This is a genomic window from Acinetobacter sp. ASP199 (assembly GCF_022700675.1).
GTDB lineage: Bacteria > Pseudomonadota > Gammaproteobacteria > Pseudomonadales > Moraxellaceae > Acinetobacter.
In genome coordinates this window covers 2,950,859-2,969,605 of the sequence record NZ_CP062182.1, presented here as the reverse complement: position 1 = coordinate 2,969,605, position 18,747 = coordinate 2,950,859, and the positions used below count along the sequence as shown (strand labels likewise).

17 protein-coding genes are annotated in these 18,747 nt (G+C 34.7%); all 17 read left to right on the top strand.

Annotated features, from left to right (window positions below; translation table 11 throughout):
* Nucleotides 1–187: 187 nt before the first annotated feature.
* The 17 genes from IHE35_RS14265 to galU all read left to right on the top strand — a co-directional run bounded on the left by IHE35_RS14265 (nucleotide 188) and on the right by galU (nucleotide 18,727).
* Nucleotides 188–1,456 (top strand): oligosaccharide flippase family protein, encoded by a 1,269-nt coding sequence (locus tag IHE35_RS14265; protein ID WP_242788253.1) that lies wholly within the window; start codon nucleotides 188–190, stop codon nucleotides 1,454–1,456.
* A gap of 10 nt (nucleotides 1,457–1,466) precedes the next feature.
* Entirely contained in the window at nucleotides 1,467–2,636 is a 1,170-nt protein-coding gene (locus IHE35_RS14260; protein ID WP_242788251.1) for a nucleotide sugar dehydrogenase, read from the top strand.
* Entirely contained in the window at nucleotides 2,636–3,775 is a 1,140-nt protein-coding gene (locus tag IHE35_RS14255; RefSeq protein ID WP_242788249.1) for a hypothetical protein, read from the top strand. The genes IHE35_RS14260 and IHE35_RS14255 overlap by 1 nt, the downstream gene beginning before the upstream one ends.
* A complete protein-coding gene (locus IHE35_RS14250) occupies nucleotides 3,772–4,869 on the top strand; it encodes a hypothetical protein (protein ID WP_242788247.1) in 1,098 nt (365 codons plus the stop codon). The genes IHE35_RS14255 and IHE35_RS14250 overlap by 4 nt, the downstream gene beginning before the upstream one ends.
* Before the next feature lie 4 nt (nucleotides 4,870–4,873).
* Nucleotides 4,874–6,055, top strand: coding sequence for a glycosyltransferase (locus tag IHE35_RS14245; RefSeq protein ID WP_242788245.1), 1,182 nt, complete (start codon nucleotides 4,874–4,876; stop codon nucleotides 6,053–6,055).
* A 10-nt stretch (nucleotides 6,056–6,065) separates the two neighbouring features.
* Nucleotides 6,066–7,079, top strand: coding sequence for a glycosyltransferase (locus IHE35_RS14240; protein WP_242788243.1), 1,014 nt, complete (start codon nucleotides 6,066–6,068; stop codon nucleotides 7,077–7,079).
* A gap of 2 nt (nucleotides 7,080–7,081) precedes the next feature.
* Entirely contained in the window at nucleotides 7,082–8,119 is a 1,038-nt protein-coding gene (locus tag IHE35_RS14235) for a polysaccharide biosynthesis protein (protein ID WP_242788241.1), read from the top strand.
* 2 nt (nucleotides 8,120–8,121) lie between these two features.
* Nucleotides 8,122–9,234 (top strand): NAD-dependent epimerase/dehydratase family protein, encoded by a 1,113-nt coding sequence (locus tag IHE35_RS14230; protein WP_242788239.1) that lies wholly within the window; start codon nucleotides 8,122–8,124, stop codon nucleotides 9,232–9,234.
* An 11-nt stretch (nucleotides 9,235–9,245) separates the two neighbouring features.
* Nucleotides 9,246–10,376: a UDP-N-acetylglucosamine 2-epimerase (non-hydrolyzing) gene (wecB, locus tag IHE35_RS14225; RefSeq protein WP_242788237.1), complete on the top strand. Its 1,131-nt coding sequence runs from the start codon at nucleotides 9,246–9,248 to the stop codon at nucleotides 10,374–10,376.
* Between the two features lie 8 nt (nucleotides 10,377–10,384).
* On the top strand, nucleotides 10,385–11,584 hold the full coding sequence (locus IHE35_RS14220) for a glycosyltransferase family 4 protein (RefSeq protein ID WP_242788235.1): 1,200 nt from the start codon (nucleotides 10,385–10,387) through the stop codon (nucleotides 11,582–11,584).
* 2 nt (nucleotides 11,585–11,586) lie between these two features.
* The gene (locus tag IHE35_RS14215) at nucleotides 11,587–12,204 is read left to right on the top strand and encodes a sugar transferase (protein ID WP_275975174.1); all 618 of its coding nucleotides are present in this window, start codon (nucleotides 11,587–11,589) and stop codon (nucleotides 12,202–12,204) included.
* Entirely contained in the window at nucleotides 12,201–12,752 is a 552-nt protein-coding gene (locus IHE35_RS14210; RefSeq protein ID WP_275975173.1) for a GNAT family protein, read from the top strand. The genes IHE35_RS14215 and IHE35_RS14210 overlap by 4 nt, the downstream gene beginning before the upstream one ends.
* Complete coding sequence (locus IHE35_RS14205; RefSeq protein WP_242788231.1) at nucleotides 12,749–13,636, top strand: pyridoxal-phosphate dependent enzyme; 888 nt, start codon at nucleotides 12,749–12,751, stop codon at nucleotides 13,634–13,636. Before IHE35_RS14210 ends, IHE35_RS14205 begins: the two co-directional genes overlap by 4 nt.
* Before the next feature lie 8 nt (nucleotides 13,637–13,644).
* A complete protein-coding gene (locus tag IHE35_RS14200; RefSeq protein WP_242788230.1) occupies nucleotides 13,645–14,652 on the top strand; it encodes an ATP-grasp domain-containing protein in 1,008 nt (335 codons plus the stop codon).
* A gap of 17 nt (nucleotides 14,653–14,669) precedes the next feature.
* A complete protein-coding gene (locus IHE35_RS14195) occupies nucleotides 14,670–15,845 on the top strand; it encodes a DegT/DnrJ/EryC1/StrS aminotransferase family protein (RefSeq protein WP_242788229.1) in 1,176 nt (391 codons plus the stop codon).
* 118 nt (nucleotides 15,846–15,963) lie between these two features.
* Complete coding sequence (locus IHE35_RS14190; RefSeq protein WP_242788228.1) at nucleotides 15,964–17,838, top strand: nucleoside-diphosphate sugar epimerase/dehydratase; 1,875 nt, start codon at nucleotides 15,964–15,966, stop codon at nucleotides 17,836–17,838.
* A 13-nt stretch (nucleotides 17,839–17,851) separates the two neighbouring features.
* Nucleotides 17,852–18,727: a UTP--glucose-1-phosphate uridylyltransferase GalU gene (gene galU / locus IHE35_RS14185; RefSeq protein ID WP_163164499.1), complete on the top strand. Its 876-nt coding sequence runs from the start codon at nucleotides 17,852–17,854 to the stop codon at nucleotides 18,725–18,727.
* Nucleotides 18,728–18,747 lie beyond the last annotated feature (20 nt).

Here is an 18,747-nt window from a genome sequence, read left to right as displayed (position 1 = left end):
GTACAGTACATTACTAAGGCGTTGAAATGCTATCTATTGCAGATTTGAAAATTGCGGTGATTGGGTCGGACTATGTGCCTTCTGTCCTAGATAAGAGTGGTGAAAAAAAACTTATATTTTCAAAATTGGATTGTACTCTTTTAAAATTTAATTTTATTAAAAGTATAAGTAATACTTGATCAAGCATATGAGTATTTTATCTAAAAAAATTGTCTCTAATTCGCTTTGGATGATGATTGAAAAATGCATTAGCATTTTTGGTCTTATTTTTGTCACTTCCTATGTGGCAAAATATATCGGCCCTACTAACTTTGGTAAAATAGCATTAGCAGCCACCTTATTTGGCTTTGTGCAAACCTTAACTTGGTTTGGTAATCAGGAAATATTATTTAAACGAGTGAGTAAAAATCCAAATTCAGGATTGAGGTATCTTTTTGGTACACAAAATTTAAGAAAGATTTTGTTTTTAATATGCAGTTTGCCTATTTTGATTGGCTTATATTTATATTCTGATCAATTAACCCTTATCTTTGCAATAGCGACTGCCTTAGCTGTTTATTTTGTTACCCAAGATATTTTTGCAATCTATAATAATGCAATATTGGCCTCCTATATCAATGCCATTGTAAATATGGTTGGATTGGGTTTTGCCTTACTGATTCGTTATCTGATCGTGCTATTTGAAATGAATTATGCTTATTTAGCAATTCCTATTGTTATGACAGCACTAATTCCTTTTTTACTCAAGAAGTATATTTTCAATAAATCTCAGAAATTAAAGCCCACTAACTTTAAACATTATAGAAAATATTATTTTGGCGCAGGTGGTGCTTTAGTGTTATCTACATTGGCAGTCACCTTATATACCCAAATTACTAGTCTAATGTTGGCGGCTTTAACCTCTACACGTGAATTAGGAATTTATGCTGTAGCTGTTACTTTAGGAATGTCTTGGGCATTTATAAATACTTCTATCATTACTTCAGTTTTAAGCAAAATATATAGAGAAAAAAGCAACTATCAATCATATGTAATGATTGCAAAATTAAATGCTGTGATAATACTTATTTCATTGGTAGTAGTAACTATGTTGGCTATTTCGGGGCAATGGATTGTAAATCTACTTTATGGAAATGCTTATCAAGAGGCATATGAATTAATTATAATCTTAGGATTAGCTACTCTATGTAGTGGTTTAGGAACGATTTCTGCACGTTTTTTGGTAAAAGAAGAAAGCTACCGCTATATTTCAAGAAAAATGATGTGTGTTGCAATAAGTGCATTGCCAATATCTTATATTATGATTTATATATTTGGATTAAAAGGTGCAGCATATAGTGTACTAATAATTGAATTTCTATCATTAACTTTTTTTAATTACTTTTATAAAAATGGTCTTATATTTAAGATACATTTTTTTCCATTTTTTAAACATTCATTAAAATTTAAGCATTAGGAAGAAGTAAGTGTTAAATATTACTGTTGTAGGTACAGGTTATGTTGGATTATCGAATGCAGTGTTGTTCGCACGTCAACATAATGTAACGAGTTTGGATATTAATGAGAATCGTGTCGCTTTAATTAATCAAAAAATATCTCCTATTGCAGACGACTATATTGAGCAAGCTTTTCATGAAGGAAATTTGAATTTAAATGCTACTCTTGATCAGACTCAAGCATATCAGCAAGCTGATTATATTATTATTGCGACACCGACTAATTATGATTCTGAAACCAATTATTTTGACACATCTTCTATAGAGAGCGTTATTGCGGATATTCTTCCCCTGAATAATACTGCGACAATTATTATAAAATCGACTATACCTGTAGGTTATACTACAGAGGTTAAAGCAAAATTTAAAACAGAACAAATAGTATTTGTGCCAGAGTTTTTACGTGAAGGTAAAGCACTTTACGATAATTTATATCCATCACGAATTATTGTTGGTGAAAAGTCTGAACGTGCTGAAAAAATTGCAGAACTTTATTTGAATGCAACTGTTGAGCAAAAAGCATCTACATTATGTATGGAGTCTACTGAGGCTGAAGCGGTAAAGTTATTTTCAAATACTTATCTAGCCATGCGTGTTGCATATTTCAATGAGTTAGATACTTATTGTGCAAAGCACGGTCTTAGCAGTTTAGATATTGTAAGAGGTGTAAGTTTAGATCCACGTATTGGACAGCACTACAATAACCCGTCATTTGGTTATGGGGGATATTGTCTGCCAAAAGATACTAAACAATTACTGGCAAATTATAAAGATGTGCCACAAAATCTGATTCAAGCAATTATTCAGTCAAATCAGACCCGTAAAAAATTCATTGTTAAAGAAATTTTAAAGAAGAAACCTAATGTGGTAGGGATATATCGCTTAACCATGAAAGCCGGTTCTGACAATTTTCGTGATTCTGCAATTCAAGGGATAATTCATGAGTTGGAAGAATATAATGTTCAAGTTCAAATTTATGAACCGACCTTGAAACAAGAAAAATTTGGACGCTATGCTCTTCAAAATAATTTAGATGACTTCTTGTTAAGTTCTGATGTAATTCTTGCTAACCGAATGAGCGATGTGTTGAAAACAAATTCACATAAAGTCTATACACGTGATTTGTTTGGGGAAAACTAATGACTGAAAATGCAATTGTAGTAATTACATATAATAGACTGGTTAGTTTGAAAAGATTAATAAAATCATTATTGTGCGCAGAATATTCAGGGGATCAAATTGATTTGATCGTGAGTATGGATTGCTCCGGAGACAGAGATTTAGAATTATATATAGAATCTATAAGCTGGCCATTTGGTGAGATTGTTAAGGTATTTCATGAAGAAAAGTTAGGGCTTAAAAAGCATGTTTTATTTTGTGGCAGTTTTACGAAAAAATATGAAAATTTATATATTTTTGAAGATGATCTATATGTTTCAAAAGGGTTTTATGCATATGGTAAAGGAGCTATAGATTTTTATAAAGATGATGAGAGAATTGCAGGAATTTCTTTATATCAGTATGAATGGAATCAATATGCTAATTTACGCTTTGATCCTATTCATGATGAATATGATACCTATTTCTTACAAGTAGCCTCATCTTGGGGTCAAATTTGGAACAGAAAAAAATGGAATGCATTTATAGAGTGGATGCAAAATTATTGCGATGAAGATCTAAAAAATATTGAAGATTTACCTGCTGTTGTAAGTAGCTGGTCAAAAAACTCTTGGTTAAAATTTCATCATGCATATTTGGTAGTAGAGAATAAATATTTTGTGTACCCAAGAGTTGCTTTGTCGACAAACTTTTCTGAACCAGGTCAACATGCATTACTTGATTCAACTTATCAGGTGAATTTATTGCACGGGGTAAAAAATAATTATAGGTTCCCTACATTAGAAAATGGAATAAAATATGATGGTTATTTTGAAAATAAAGAAATTTTTATTAATGGATATGAAAATGTAACTGTTGATTTATATGGTACTAAGAAAATAAAAAGAGATTATTTTTTAAGTACTATAATATTACCTTATAAAGTTGAAAAAAGTTTTGCTTTACGCTTGCGCCCATGGGAATTAAATATTATTAATGAGGTTTCTGGTGAGGGAGTGTATCTTTATAAAAAAGATAATAATAAATTAAGCTTTCTAAAACATAATTATTTAGAGGCACTTAGAAGAAGATATTTATTTAAAATAAATACAAGAAAAGGGTTATTTGTGATTTGGGTAAGTTTAATATTTGAGTCCTTGATGAGACGTTTAAAGAAATGAAAATTAATAAGATTAATAAAGAGTTTATATTTGCTTTTATATTATTTTCAATAAATTTATTTACATTTCTAAAGCTTATATTTATTTCACTAACTATACCATTTTTGGTGAAATCAATTAAAAAGAGTTATGGTTTCTTATTTTTCTTTTTAGGGTTGTTTATCTATATATTAATAAGCTTTATAAAAGGCTATATGGATGTTGTGGATTTAATTCCTTTTATTTTTATAGTTTTATGTTATGCTTTAGGGCTGTTAAATTTCTTTGATTCTTTTAAAATTTCTTTTTATTCAACAATAATGTTGAGCTCAATAGCAATAATATCAGTGTTTAAGGATATTATTTTGAATGGTTTTGTTGGTGGTATTAGGTCTATACCATTTTATTTTAGTGATGAATTGGTTTCAGCTACGGTAATGGCAGGTTATCTTTGTCTAGGTTTTTCATTTATATCATTGTTATTTTTTAATACTAAAAATAAATCTATAATATTATTATTTGTATTATTTAGTTTAATTTGTGCTATTCGTTTAGGGTCTAGAACACTGATTTTAATTGCTTTGTTTGGTTTTATTTCTACAAGTGTAATTATATTTATAGGTAGAAGTAAAAAACAAAATAAATATAATTTTTTAATCATGTCGACTCTAATAGTCTTATCTTTATTTTTCTATAAAAAAATAAGTGATATTTTAAATTATTATTTTTTAGATAGGATAGATAATGCAGATGCTAGTATTTCTGGAGGGGGGGGGAGATTTGAAAAATGGAGGTTATCTTTAGAAAAAATTTATGAAAATCCTTGGGGGTGGGAGGGGGAATATTATGCTCATAATTTTTCTTTAGATATAGCAAAAAATGTTGGAATTTTACCGGTCTTATTTTTTTTAGTTTGGCAGATTTTGATATTATCTTATATACCAAAATTAATTTATTCTAACCTAGACACTAAATATAAGATTTATTTTATATTTAATATTTTATTTGGATTTTTTTTGCTTAATTTTGAGCCAATATTTGATGGTTTCTTATATTTTTTGGCTCTTTATTGTATTATTATTGGATCAATTAGTAATTTGAATTATAGGAAATAAAATAGTGAATATTATTTTTGTAGGTGGACTTTTTCCAAGGGATTTCTATTCTAAATATATTGATAGTATTTCAAATGGCCTTCAAGTCGCTAGTGAAAACTTTCAAACAAGTTTTATTGATGGTTTATTATCTAATCAATATAAAATTAAAATTATTTCAGCTCCTTTTTTTCCTTATTATTCTAAAGATAGTAAAATAATGTATATAGAAGGTGGAGTGTGGAAATATAAGGAAAATGATTTTTATGGGGTTTCTTATCTAAATATTCCCTTTATAAAAAATCAATTAAAAATTAAAGGTTTAAAAAATTATATTAAAAAAAGCCTTTCAAGAGATTGTCAGAATATAATTTTTGTTTACTCAGCAAATTATGCTTATTTAAAGGCTGCTTTGGAGTTTGAAGGTCAAGCTACTATAGTGCCAATAATTACTGATTTACCTAAACATGTAAGTAGTTCTAATTTTCTTTATAATAAATATATTTCTATATTTGAAAATAATTTTTTTAAAAAAAATATAAATAAATTTGATGGGTATGTTTTTTTAACTAAATATGTTGCTGATTATTTAAAATTGGATTCGAGTAAATGCTTTATTATGGAAGGTATATATACTCCTATTAAAATAGCTAATAGTGAAAAAATAAAAAAAGAGAAGAATGTTGTTTTGTATACTGGAACACTTAAAGATATTTATGGGGTGAAGGATCTAATAGAATGCTTTAAATCAATTGAACATTATGAACTTTGGGTTTGTGGTGATGGGGAGTTAAAAAACTATATTATTGAGTGTGGAGTAAAGTATAAGAATATTAAATATTTGGGAATGCTTAATAAAACTGAAATCATAAAAATTCAAAAAACTGCAAGTGTTTTAATTAACCCGAGAAAGAATGAGCATGAATTAAATATGTACACCTTTCCTTCTAAAACAATGGAGTACCTAGCTTCTGGCACACCTGTTCTAATGTATAATTTAAGTGGCATACCTGATGAATATCATAAGTATCTTAATTTTATTGATCCCCAAATAGGTTTAAAAGATAATATTATTAATTTTTTTAAAAGAGATCTTAATAAATTAAATGAGACCGCAAGTGCAGCAAGGTCCTTTATTCTTAATGATAAAAACTCTACTAGACAAATTTATGAATTAATGGAATTTGTTGTTAATAAGTTAATCTAATGAGGAATGTATGATACTGCTAGATTCTGTTTTTATTAATAATAGTGGTGGGTTGGTTTTACTCAAGTATTTAGTTGAATATCTAGAAAAAGAGCTTAAAAATGTTTTTTATTTATTTGATAGGAGAGTTGAGTGTTATTTTAAACATATTCCAGATTCACGTAAGAAATATATTGCCAATTCCTTAATCGAGAGACATTTTTTTTATAAAGTGAATAAAACAAAATTTGATCAAGTTCTTTGTTTTGGGAACTTGCCCCCCACTATTAGATTGAAATCTAAAGTTTTAGTATATTTTCATCAACTTCTCTTTCTAAATCTCCCTAAAGACTTTTCTTTGAAAAATAAGTGTATATATAAGTTTAAACAATTTATTCTCAATTTTACTAAAGAAAATGCTGATATATGGTTAGTGCAAAGCGAAAATGTTAAATTGAGAATCTCGAAAAAATATTTATTGGGAAAAAATGAAAAAATTATAAAATTACCTTTTTATCCTAAGTTGGATTTCTCTAATTATATTATACATAGAGCTAAATTTAGTTTTTTGTATGTTAGTAATAGCTCTCCTCATAAAAATCATTATAGGTTAATTGAGTCTTTTTGTTTAGCTTATGATGAAGTACATAAAGGTAGTTTGGCAGTTACTGTACCAGATACAGATATAAATTTATGTAAGTATATTCAGCAGAAAATTGATTTAGGTTATCCTATTAAAAATTTTGGTTTTATAGATAGGGAAAAACTAACCGAACTTTATTTAAGTCATGAATATTTTATATTTCCCTCATTGGCTGAAAGTTTTGGATTGGGGTTGGCTGAAGCTATAGATGGTGGTTGTAAAATAATAGCATCAGACCTGAGCTATACTTATGAAGTTTGTGAGCCTTCATTAGTTTTTGATCCTATTAGTATAGCTTCTATACAAGCTGCCATAGTAACTGCTATTAAAAATCAATTACCTTGCGCAAAGAAATTAATTGAAAATGATCTTTCAAAGATTATGCAACTTCTAGTGGACTAAATATGTATTTTACAAATAAGATTCTTCTCATCACAGGCGGTACCGGTTCCTTTGGTAATGCTGTTCTAAAACGCTTTTTAGAAACAGACATTAAAGAAATACGAATATTTAGTCGTGACGAAAAAAAGCAAGATGATATGCGTAAAAAGTACCAATCATCTAAGCTGAAATTCTATATTGGTGATGTGCGTGACTATAACAGCGTTTTAAATGCAACACGTGGTGTCGATTATATTTATCATGCTGCAGCTTTAAAACAAGTCCCTTCGTGTGAATTTCACCCCATGGAAGCGGTTAAAACCAATGTGATTGGTACAGAAAACGTTTTAGAAGCAGCCATTCAAAACCACGTAAAACGTATTGTATGTTTAAGTACAGATAAAGCAGTTTACCCAATCAATGCCATGGGTATTTCTAAAGCCATGATGGAAAAAGTCATTGTAGCGAAATCACGTAATTTAGAAGAACTAGATACGACTATTTGCTGTACGCGTTATGGCAATGTTATGGCATCTCGTGGATCAGTGATTCCCTTATTTGTCGATCAAATTCGTCAAGGAAAGCCTTTGACAATAACAGATCCAGATATGACACGTTTTATGATGACTTTGGATGATGCTGTAGACCTGGTTTTATATGCATTTGAACATGGTCAAAATGGCGATATTTTTGTACAAAAAGCACCCGCAGCAACCATCCATGTTCTAGCGCAGGCTTTGACTCAGTTAGTAAATGTACCGGATCATCCTATTTCAATTATGGGTACGCGTCATGGTGAAAAAGCGTTTGAAGCCTTATTGAGCCGTGAGGAAATGGCGGTTGCTTTAGATCAAGGTTATTATTATCGTGTGCCTGCTGATCAGCGTGACCTAAACTATTCAAAATATGTTGAAGATGGCGATTTAAAAATTACTCAATATGAAGATTATAATTCCCACAATACCGAACGTTTAGATGTTGAAGGTATGAAAAAGCTTTTGCTTAAGCTGGAATTTATACGCGCCTTAACTCAAGGCCAATATATTGATCCCGAGGCTTAAACATGAAGATTTTAGTCACAGGCTCTAACGGCTTTATTGCAAAAAACTTGATTCAATTTTTATCAGAAAAATCTGATGTTGAAGTATTAAAGTTTCATCGAAATTCCACTGCGTCAGAATTAGAACAGTCTGTACTCGCAGCAGATTGGATTGTACATTTGGCTGGAGTTAATCGTCCTTTAAATGAACAAGAGTTTATTGAGGGAAATGTCACCCTCACGCAAAAAATAACAAATGTTCTTAAGCAGGCAGAAAAGCACACTCCAATTATTCTATCTTCATCTATTCAGGCTGAACGTGATAATACCTATGGTCAGAGTAAATTGGGTGGTGAACAGGCTTTATTGGAACTGCAGCAAAAGCAGGGCAATCCTGTGTATATTTGCCGTTTAGCCAATGTGTTTGGTAAGTGGTCACGTCCAAACTACAATTCGGCTGTGGCAACATTCTGCTATAACATTGCAAATGACCTACCTATTCAGATTCATGATGAAAATGCCATGATTCGATTGGTCTACGTAGATGACGTCGTAGAGTCATTCTGGAATATTATTCAGGGTACACAGCAGGTAAAACAAGTCTTTGCCATAGAACCTGAATATCAGATTAGTGTCGGTGAATTAGCGCAGACACTGAAAGGTTTTAAAGAGTCTCGCAATACATTGATTACTGATCGTGTCGGAACAGGTTTAAATCGTGCACTTTATTCAACCTATTTAAGTTTCTTAAAGCCTGAACAGTTTGACTATAGCCTACCCAAATATGGTGATCAGCGCGGAGTTTTTGTCGAAATGCTGAAAACGCCCGATGCAGGGCAGTTCTCTTACTTTACTGCACATCCGGGGATTACGCGTGGTGGCCATTATCACCACACCAAAACAGAAAAATTTTTGGTGATTAAAGGTAAGGCATTATTTAAGTTTAAGCATGTGGTGACAGGTGAGTTCTATGAGCTTGAAACTTGTGGTGATGAACCGCGAATTGTGGAAACTGTGCCAGGCTGGACGCATGACATTACCAATATTGGTGATGAAGAAATGGTGGTCATGTTATGGGCAAATGAAATTTTTGACCGTGAAAAACCAGATACCTATGCGATGCCATTAACGAATTAAGAGTTGAAATTGTGAAAAAATTAAAATTAATGACGGTCGTTGGAACTCGTCCTGAAATTATTCGTTTATCACGTGTTATGTCTACGTGTGATCAGTACTTCGATCATGTTCTAGTACATACAGGTCAAAACTATGATTATGAACTCAATGAAATCTTCTTTACCGATTTAGGTATTCGTAAGCCAGATCATTTTTTAAATGCTGCAGGCGCAACGGGTGCTGAAACGATTGGTAATGTCATTATTGCTGTAGATAAAGTATTAGAACAGGTTCAGCCAGAAGCATTACTGGTGTTAGGTGATACCAACAGCTGTATGGCGGTCATTCCTGCCAAGCGTCGTAAGATTCCAACCTTCCATATGGAAGCGGGAAATCGCTGCTTTGATATGCGTGTGCCAGAAGAAATTAACCGTCGTATTGTCGATCATACTGCTGACATTAATTTAACTTATAGTACGATCGCACGAGATTACTTGTTAGCAGAAGGCCTACCTGCAGATCAGGTGATTAAAACAGGTAGCCCAATGTTTGAAGTATTAAATCATTATAAGGCTAAAATTGAAGCATCAGATGTATTAGAGCGTCTGGGCTTAAAAGAACATCAATATTTTATTGTCAGTGCGCATCGTGAAGAAAATATTAATTCGGATCAAAACTTTTTAGATTTAGTTGAGATGCTGAATGCGGTAGCAGAAAAATACCAATATCCTGTGATTGTTTCAACACACCCTCGTACCCGTAAGCGTATTGAAGAACTCAATATTGAATTTCATCCACTCATTCAATTGTTAAAGCCACTCGGTTTTAGTGACTACAACAAGTTGCAACTTGCTGCAAAAGCGACTTTATCCGACAGTGGCACCATTAATGAAGAATCTTCTATTTTGAATTTTCCTGCTTTGAACTTGCGTCAGGCGCATGAACGTCCTGAAGGAATGGAGGAGGCTGCGGTGATGATGGTGGGTTTAACAGCTGAACGTATTTTGCAAGGTCTCGATATTCTGGATCATCAACCACGTGGTGAAGAAAGATTGCTGCGTTTAGTCGCTGACTATAGTATGCCAAATGTGAGTGAAAAGGTTGTGCGAATTATTTTAAGCTATACCGACTATATCAACCGTGTGGTGTGGAAGAAGTACTAATGAGAATCTTGTATATCACTCAGTTTTTTAATCCTGAACCATCATTTAAAGGTCTAAAATTCGCGAAAGACATGCAAAGTTATGGTCATGAGTTCGAGGTACTTACAGGTTTTCCAAACTATCCAGAAGGGAAAATATATACTGGCTATAAATTAAAACCATATCAACATGAAGTATTAGAAGGTATTGCTGTGCACCGAGTCTGGCTATATCCAGATCATAGTGCGTCAGTACTTAAACGTATAGCAAATTATGTTAGTTTTTTTATAACTGCATTAATTGCCGGTTTGTTTATCGTCAGAAAATTTGATGCGATTCATGTTGCCGCCACTCCTTTAAATATAGGATTAGTTGGAGTGATTTTGGGAAAAATTTTTAACAAACCTGTATTGAGTGATATACAAGACATATGGCCTGATTCTCTAGCTGCGACAGGGATGTTAAAAAACCCTAAAGCTTTAAAATTTATATCTTATTTCTGTAACTGGTCTTATCGTAATTCTAAAAAAATTACTGTGATATCGAAAGGTTTTAGAGATTTATTAATTCAGCGTGGTGTTCCAGAAAATAAGATTGAAATTATCTATAATTGGTCCGGGTTAGAGGGAGTATTACCTACTGGTAATCATCAACTCAAATATGTTGAAAATATTTTCAATGTAACATTTGCTGGGAATATGGGTAAAGCTCAAGATTTAACTAACGTAATTTTGGCTGCAGAATTACTGAGCAAAGAACATCCTGAAATTATCTTTAATTTTATTGGAGATGGTATTGAAAAGCAGAATTTAGTCGATTTGGTCACCAAGAAAAATTTAAACAATGTAGTTTTCTATGATCGTGTAAAAAGTTCAGAAGTTATAGGCTATTTGGAAGAATCAGATTGTCTCTTAATCAGCTTAAAAAAAGATCCCCTATTTGAAATTACAGTACCTTCAAAAACTCAAGCCTATTTGTCTTTGGGAAGACCTATCGTGAGTACAGTTTTAGGTAATGCAGCAGATTTAGTAGAGAAGGCTGAAGCAGGCTATGTTATAGAGCCTTCAAATCCAATTAAACTGGCAGAGGCAATTATTAAGTTATCAGAGTTAAGTAAGCTAGAGCTAGAGAAAAAAGGGTTAAGTGCAAAGAATTTCTATGAAAAAAACCTTTCAAGACAAGCTAGTTTAAATAAATTTTCTGATACTTTTAATGCAATGAAGGATTAAGAATGATTTATAAATTTTTTTTTAAAAGACTATTGGATCTAATTGCTTCAACACTTGTATTTATTTTATTAAGTCCAGTTTTTCTAGTGGTCATGATTTTACTAAGTTTAGCGAATAAAGGTTCTCCTTTTTTTTCCCAACAACGTCCAGGAAAAAATGAGAAAATATTTAGCATCATTAAGTTTAAAACGATGAATGATGCTAAAGATGATCAAGGTAATCTTTTACCTGATGCTCAAAGGCTAACTAAGATTGGTAGTTTTATTAGAAAAACTTCACTTGATGAAATGCCTCAATTAATTAATGTGATTAAAGGGGATATGTCATTAATTGGACCTAGGCCTCTATTTGTAAGATACCTACCGTATTATACAAATAGAGAAGCACTACGTCATAGTGTAAGACCCGGTATAACTGGATTAGCCCAAGTCAATGGTAGAAACTTTTTAGACTGGAATAGTCGTTTAGAACTGGATGCTCAATATGTGGAGAATATTAGTTTTATTAATGATATAAAAATTGCGTTATTAACTATTAAAAATGTTATAGCTAGAAAGGATATTGCAGTAATTCCGGGAGCTATTGGCAAACCTTTAGATATTGAGCGATCCAAAAAATGAAATTTCGCCTACTAAATGAAAAAGACTTACTTTTACGGGTCAAATGGATGAATGATGTACGAATTTATTCTACTATGCATTTCAAACCACCTATTTTAATGGAAGATACCATTCAGTGGTTTAATATTAATAAAGAAAATAGTCAACGTGAAGATTTTGTTTTCGAGACATTGGATGGCGATGTATTAAGTATGTCGGGTTTAACTGGACTAGATACTGATATTTTGAAAATGGAGTCTTACATTTTTGTTGACCCAGATACCAAAGCAAAAGGCCTAGGTAAGAAAACATTATTTTTACAATGTGTTTATGCTTTTGAAATTCTAAAAATAAATAAAATCTATGCTTATATTGATTCAGATAATTTTGCATCCCAAAGATTATATACTAAAATTGGATTTAAAAAAGAAGGTATATTACGTAATGAAACTAGAAGAGAAAATGGTTTTATAGATCGTTATTATTATGGTTGTTTCATAGGTGATCTAGATAAAAGTTTATTTCAATATCAGGTTAATTATGACTGTAAAGAGATTATACTTTTATGATTATTTATCAAGAAATCTATCAAGCAGAGATTAATCAAAACATCACTATTATTCGGGATGATTTGTATCCATTCTTAGGTGGTGGTAATAAAGGTCGCAAAATTGATAGTATTGGCCAAGAAATTTTAGATAATTCATATAGTGCTGTAGTAACAACTGGTGGTATACAATCGAACCATTGCCGAGCAACTGCTGTTTTTTGCGCGCAACATCATTTGCAATGTACATTAGTGTTACATGGTGATAAAGAAAAATTTTTAAAAGAATCTGGTAACGCAAAAATAATGCGAATGTCAGGTGCAAAGATTATTTTTGTTGAACAATCTGTAGATATAGGTCCAATAATGGATCAGTCGATGCAGCAATATCATAATTTAGCTTTAAAACCTTATTATTTATGGGGTGGTGGTCATAATCTCCAAGGCGGTAAAGCTTATATTGATGCTGTCACTCAATTGGATCAGCAGTTAGAAATAGATTATTTATTCGTTGCTTGTGGTACCGGTTCTACCCAGGCAGGAATAATGGCGGGTTTGTCGAAAAAAAATATGCCTTGTAAAGTAATTGGTATATCTGTTGCGAGAAATCAGCAATCTGCACAAGAACATGTAGCTAATTTTTATAATCAGCTTTGTGAAAGTTTTTCTATTCAGAGACAACATGAAACTATTGTCTTGGATGATTATTTGTGTGGTGGTTATGAACAGTATAATGATGAATTGAAAAAATTATCTGCTAATTCAATTCGTGATTATGGCTTCGCGTTGGATACAACTTATAGTGGCAAAGCATTCTTGGGTATGCAGCAGTACGTATTAAAGCACAATCTGCAAGGTAATATCCTGTTTTGGCATACTGGTGGAATTTTTAATTTTTTGGCTTAAATTAACTTATGAATATTTTATTTACATGTGCTGGACGTCGTAATTATCTCATTAATTATTGTAAGCAAGCATTAAATGGTCAAGGTATAGTCTTGGCTACCGATATGAGTAAACTTGCTCCAGCAATGTCTGATGCAGATATCAGCTTACTTGTTCCTTCTATTTATAGTGAAGATTATATTCCAGAATTATTTAGTATTGTTAAAGAGTATCATATCAATGCGATTATATCTTTAAATGATCTTGAATTACCTATTCTGGCTCATCATAAACAAGCCTTTGCTGATCTGGGCGCAAAAATTATTGTATCAGATAGTTCGGTAATTGATATTTGTTTTGATAAAATTAAAACGCGTGATTTCTTAACTTCTATTGGTCTTAATACCCCCCAGACGTTTACTAATTATAATCAAGCATTACAGGCGATTAAAGAAGGTCAATTAACTTTTCCACTTGTTTTAAAACCAAGGTGGGGCAGTGCTTCAATTGGAATCGAATTTCCGGAAAGTCTTGAAGAATTTGAATTAGCTTATAAGCTGCTAATGATTAAATTAAAGAACACAATTCTATTTGAGGCGAGTAAGAACGAATTAGATGCAGCCATCTTGATTCAACAGAAATTGAATGGACCAGAATATGGCATGGATATCGTAAATGACTTGGATCAAGAATATTTTACGACAGTAGTGCGTAAAAAACTTTCTATGCGGGCTGGAGAAACAGATAAAGCGGTTTCTGTTATTGACCAGCGTTTTTCAGATATTGGCGAAAAAATATCAACTAATTTAAAACATATTGGTAATTTAGATTGTGATGTGTTCGAGCAGGATGGTGAGTTGTATGTGCTTGAATTGAATCCACGTTTCGGTGGTGGATATCCTTTTTCACATGAAGCCGGTATGAATACTATTCAGGCCTATTTAGCTTGGTTAGCTGATGAAAAACTAGAGAGTTCTTTTAATCAATATAAAGCTGATCTCGTATTTTCTAAGTGTGATCGTCTTATTCGTATTTAATTTTTAGGGAATACAACATGCTAAATACTGCATTTGAACCATGGCCAAGTTTTACTCAGGAAGAAGCGGATGCGGTTTCCCAGGTTTTATTGTCGAATAAAGTCAACTACTGGACCGGACAGGAATGCCGCGAGTTCGAAAAAGAATTTGCCCGGTTCGCAGAAACCCAGTATGCAGTGGCTTTAGCTAATGGAACCGTGGCACTCGATGTTGCTTTAAAAGCCTTAGGCATTGGCGCCGGGGATGATGTAATTGTCACCTCACGCACCTTTCTGGCATCGGCCAGTTCGATTGTGACGGCTGGAGCAAATCCTATTTTTGCTGATGTTGAGCTGGATTCACAGAATATTTCTGCTGAAACCATCCAAGCAGTACTGACCCCAAATACCAAAGCGATTATTTGTGTGCATCTGGCAGGCTGGATGTGCGACATGGACCCGATCATGCAACTGGCTGCCGATAAAGGCCTGTATGTGATTGAAGACTGTGCACAGGCGCATGGAGCAAAATATAAAGGTAAATCTGCCGGTTCAATCGGTCATGTTGCGGCCTGGTCCTTCTGTCAGGACAAGATTATGACGACAGGCGGTGAAGGTGGTATGGTCACCACCAATGACGAAACCCTGTGGAAAAAAATGTGGTCCTATAAAGACCATGGCAAAAACTTTGACAGCATCTATAACAAGCAGCATCCACCGGGTTTCCGCTGGCTGCATGATTCCTTTGGTACCAACTGGCGCATGATGGAAATGCAGGGTGTGATCGGGCGCATCCAGCTGAAAAAAATGCCGGAATGGACTGCAAAACGCCTTGCCAATATGGAAAAAATTTATGCTGCATTTGCAGACAGTCCATATTTTACTGTGCATCGTCCATCCGATGATTATGTACATGCAGCTTATAAATGTTATGTGCAGGTCAATATTGATGTTTTGCCTGAAGGCTGGTCACGTGACCGGATCATGCAGGAAATCAGTGCGCAGAATGTGCCTTGTTTCAGTGGCTCCTGTTCAGAAGTTTATCTCGAGCATGCTTTTGATGATACGCCATGGCGTCCAGCACAGCGTTTGAAAAATGCGCAGCAATTGGGTGAAACCAGTCTGATGTTTTTAGTTCATCCTACTTTAAGTGATGAAAGTATTAACAAAACAGTCACCGCAATTCAACAGGTGATTCATAGAATAGTTGCTTAAACTTTAAGAATATAAGTGCACCGTGTTCGGTGCACTTAACTTATATAGAATATGTTTTTAAGTTACTCATCGCATTGTGACTTATTAAAAATTTATTAGAATTGAGACAACGCATCCAGTGAAATCGATCATTACGCCCTTTGTAGAATCACCACGAGTCGCCAAACTCGCATTTTTGATTATTCTGGATTTTTGTACTTTTCCTGTCTTGATCTGGCTCTGTTATGCCATTCGTAGCTTTGATCTAGGTGCAGAGGTAGTACCAAATCTGCCGTTTGGTACGCTTTGGGTCAGTGGGATTGCAGTTGCATCGCTGCTTATCTGTGGGGTCTACCGCTTTATTGTCCGCACTTATAATGAAGTGTTTATGATCAAAATGGGACTGGCGACGGCGTTGACTGTCGCTGGTCTTTATGCACTGGCTTATTTTACTCCGGCATTTATTCCGACCTCTATTCCGCTGATGTTTGGCTTTATGATGTTTGCCTGGATCTGGTTTAGCCGGGGGATCATCCGTTTTATTATCCGTTCCTATTTACAGGCTGACGTACAGAAAAAACGCATTGCGATTTATGGGGCCGGGAATGCGGGTCAACAGGTTGCTGCTGCACTGTATCGCTCCAATGCACATTTACCGGTCATGTTTATTGATGACAAACGCTCGTTGACCGGACAGCAGCTGGGGCGACTCAAAGTTTATGATGCCCAGACTGCCCTAAAACTCATGCGCAAGCAAAAAATTGATGAAATTCTGATTGCTTTGCCCTCAGTGGGGCGAGTCCGTAAAAGTGAAATCATTAAATTTTTAGAGCCGGCACATCTCAAAATTACCGAAATTCCGGGATTAACCAAACTGGTGGATGGTGAAATCCGGGTTTCGGATATTCAGGAAGTCGATATTATTGACTTGCTGGGACGTGACCCGGTACCGCCGGTTCCAGCACTTCTGAGTAAAAATATTCAGGATAAAGTGGTCATGGTCACCGGTGCAGGGGGGTCGATTGGTTCAGAATTGTGTCGCCAGATCGTAAAAAACCAGCCGGCAAAAATCATCATTTTCGAGTTAACTGAATTCGCGCTGTATAGTATTGAAAAAGAATTAAGTTTAACTGCAACTTGTGAAATTATACCTATCCTGGGGTCGGTTCTAGATGAGAGTAAACTGGAACGTGTAATTGAACAGTATGGCGTGCAAACGGTTTATCATGCTGCGGCTTACAAGCATGTCCCACTGGTAGAATGTAATCCACTAGCGGGCCTGAAAAATAATGCGGTGGGAACGGCGTTTAGCGTGAATGCTGCGGTGAAGAAAGGTGTAGAAACCTTTGTGCTGATCTCAACTGATAAAGCGGTCCGTCCAACCAATGTTATGGGTGCCAGTAAACGTATGGCAGAACTTTACTGTCAGGCGATGGCAGAGGCACAACAGCAGACCCAGATCAGTATCGTCCGTTTTGGTAATGTGCTCGGTTCTTCGGGTTCTGTAGTGCCGCTATTCAAGCAGCAAATTGCCAAAGGTGGCCCGATTACCGTGACTCATCCGGATGTGACCCGCTACTTTATGACCATTCCGGAAGCCTCACAGCTGGTGATTCAGGCTGGTGCCTTAGGCTTGGGCGGCGATGTGTTCCTGCTGGATATGGGTGAGCCGGTGCGTATTCAGGATCTGGCCCGTCAAATGATTGCTTTAAGTGGACTGAAAGTCCGTGATGAGCAGTATCCGGATGGTGATATCGAAATTCAGTATGCTGGTTTGCGTCCAGGGGAAAAGCTGTATGAAGAACTGCTCATTGATCAGGAAAATACCGAAATTACGTCACATAGTCGTATCCTAAGATCATTTGAAAAACACGTTCCGTTACAGGAAATTACACAGGTGTTTGATAAAATCCAGGCACTTTCTGCCACGCAGACAGATATCGACTGGGCCTTATCACAGCTTGAATATTATGTTGATGGCTATCAACGTGGTAAAGAAATTAAAGTTAATTAAGTGAAGTTTATTTATGATTAAAAAAGCCATTTTGCCGGTCGCAGGTCTGGGTACACGTTTTCTTCCAGCCAGTAAATCTATTCCAAAGGAAATGGTAACTGTCGTTGACCGCCCCGCTATTGAATACGTGGTAAAAGAGGCAGTTGCTGCTGGAATTGAGCAGATTATTTTAGTGACACATTCATCAAAGGCTTCGATTGAAAACTATTTTGACCGCAGTTTTGAGCTGGAAACCACCTTGGAGCAAAAAAAGAAATTTGACCTGCTTAAGGAAATTACTGAAATCCTGCCGCCGCATGTCAGTGTGATCAGTGTACGTCAGCCGCAGCCTTTGGGCCTTGGTCATGCCGTGCTGTGTGCCAAAAGTGTGGTCGGTGATGATGATTTTGCTGTACTGCTCCCAGATGTTTTAGTTAAAGATTCAGACACAGAAAATGATTTAAGCCTGATGATTCAGCGTTTTAATGAATCAGAAGCTTCGCAGATTATGGTTGAAGCTGTACCAGATCATCTGGTGGATCAGTATGGCATTGTTGATGTCGCAGCGACACCAGAAGAAGGACAAAGCACCGTGATGCAAGGGATTGTAGAAAAGCCAGCGGTGGGAGCGGCGCCTTCAAATTTATCGGTAGTGGGTCGTTATATCCTGCCGGCAAAAATCATGCAGTTACTGGAACAGACGCCACGTGGTGCAGGCAATGAAATCCAGCTGACTGATGCAATTGCCATGCTCCAGCAGACCGACTCGGTAGAAGCTTACCGTATGAAAGGCCAGACCTTTGACTGTGGCAGCAAACTGGGTTATCTCAAAGCGGTATTGCACTATGGTGTGGATCATCCAAAACTGGGTGAATCTTTTAAAGCTTTAATTCAAGAACTGAAACTATAAAACAGACTTTAAGAATCAGA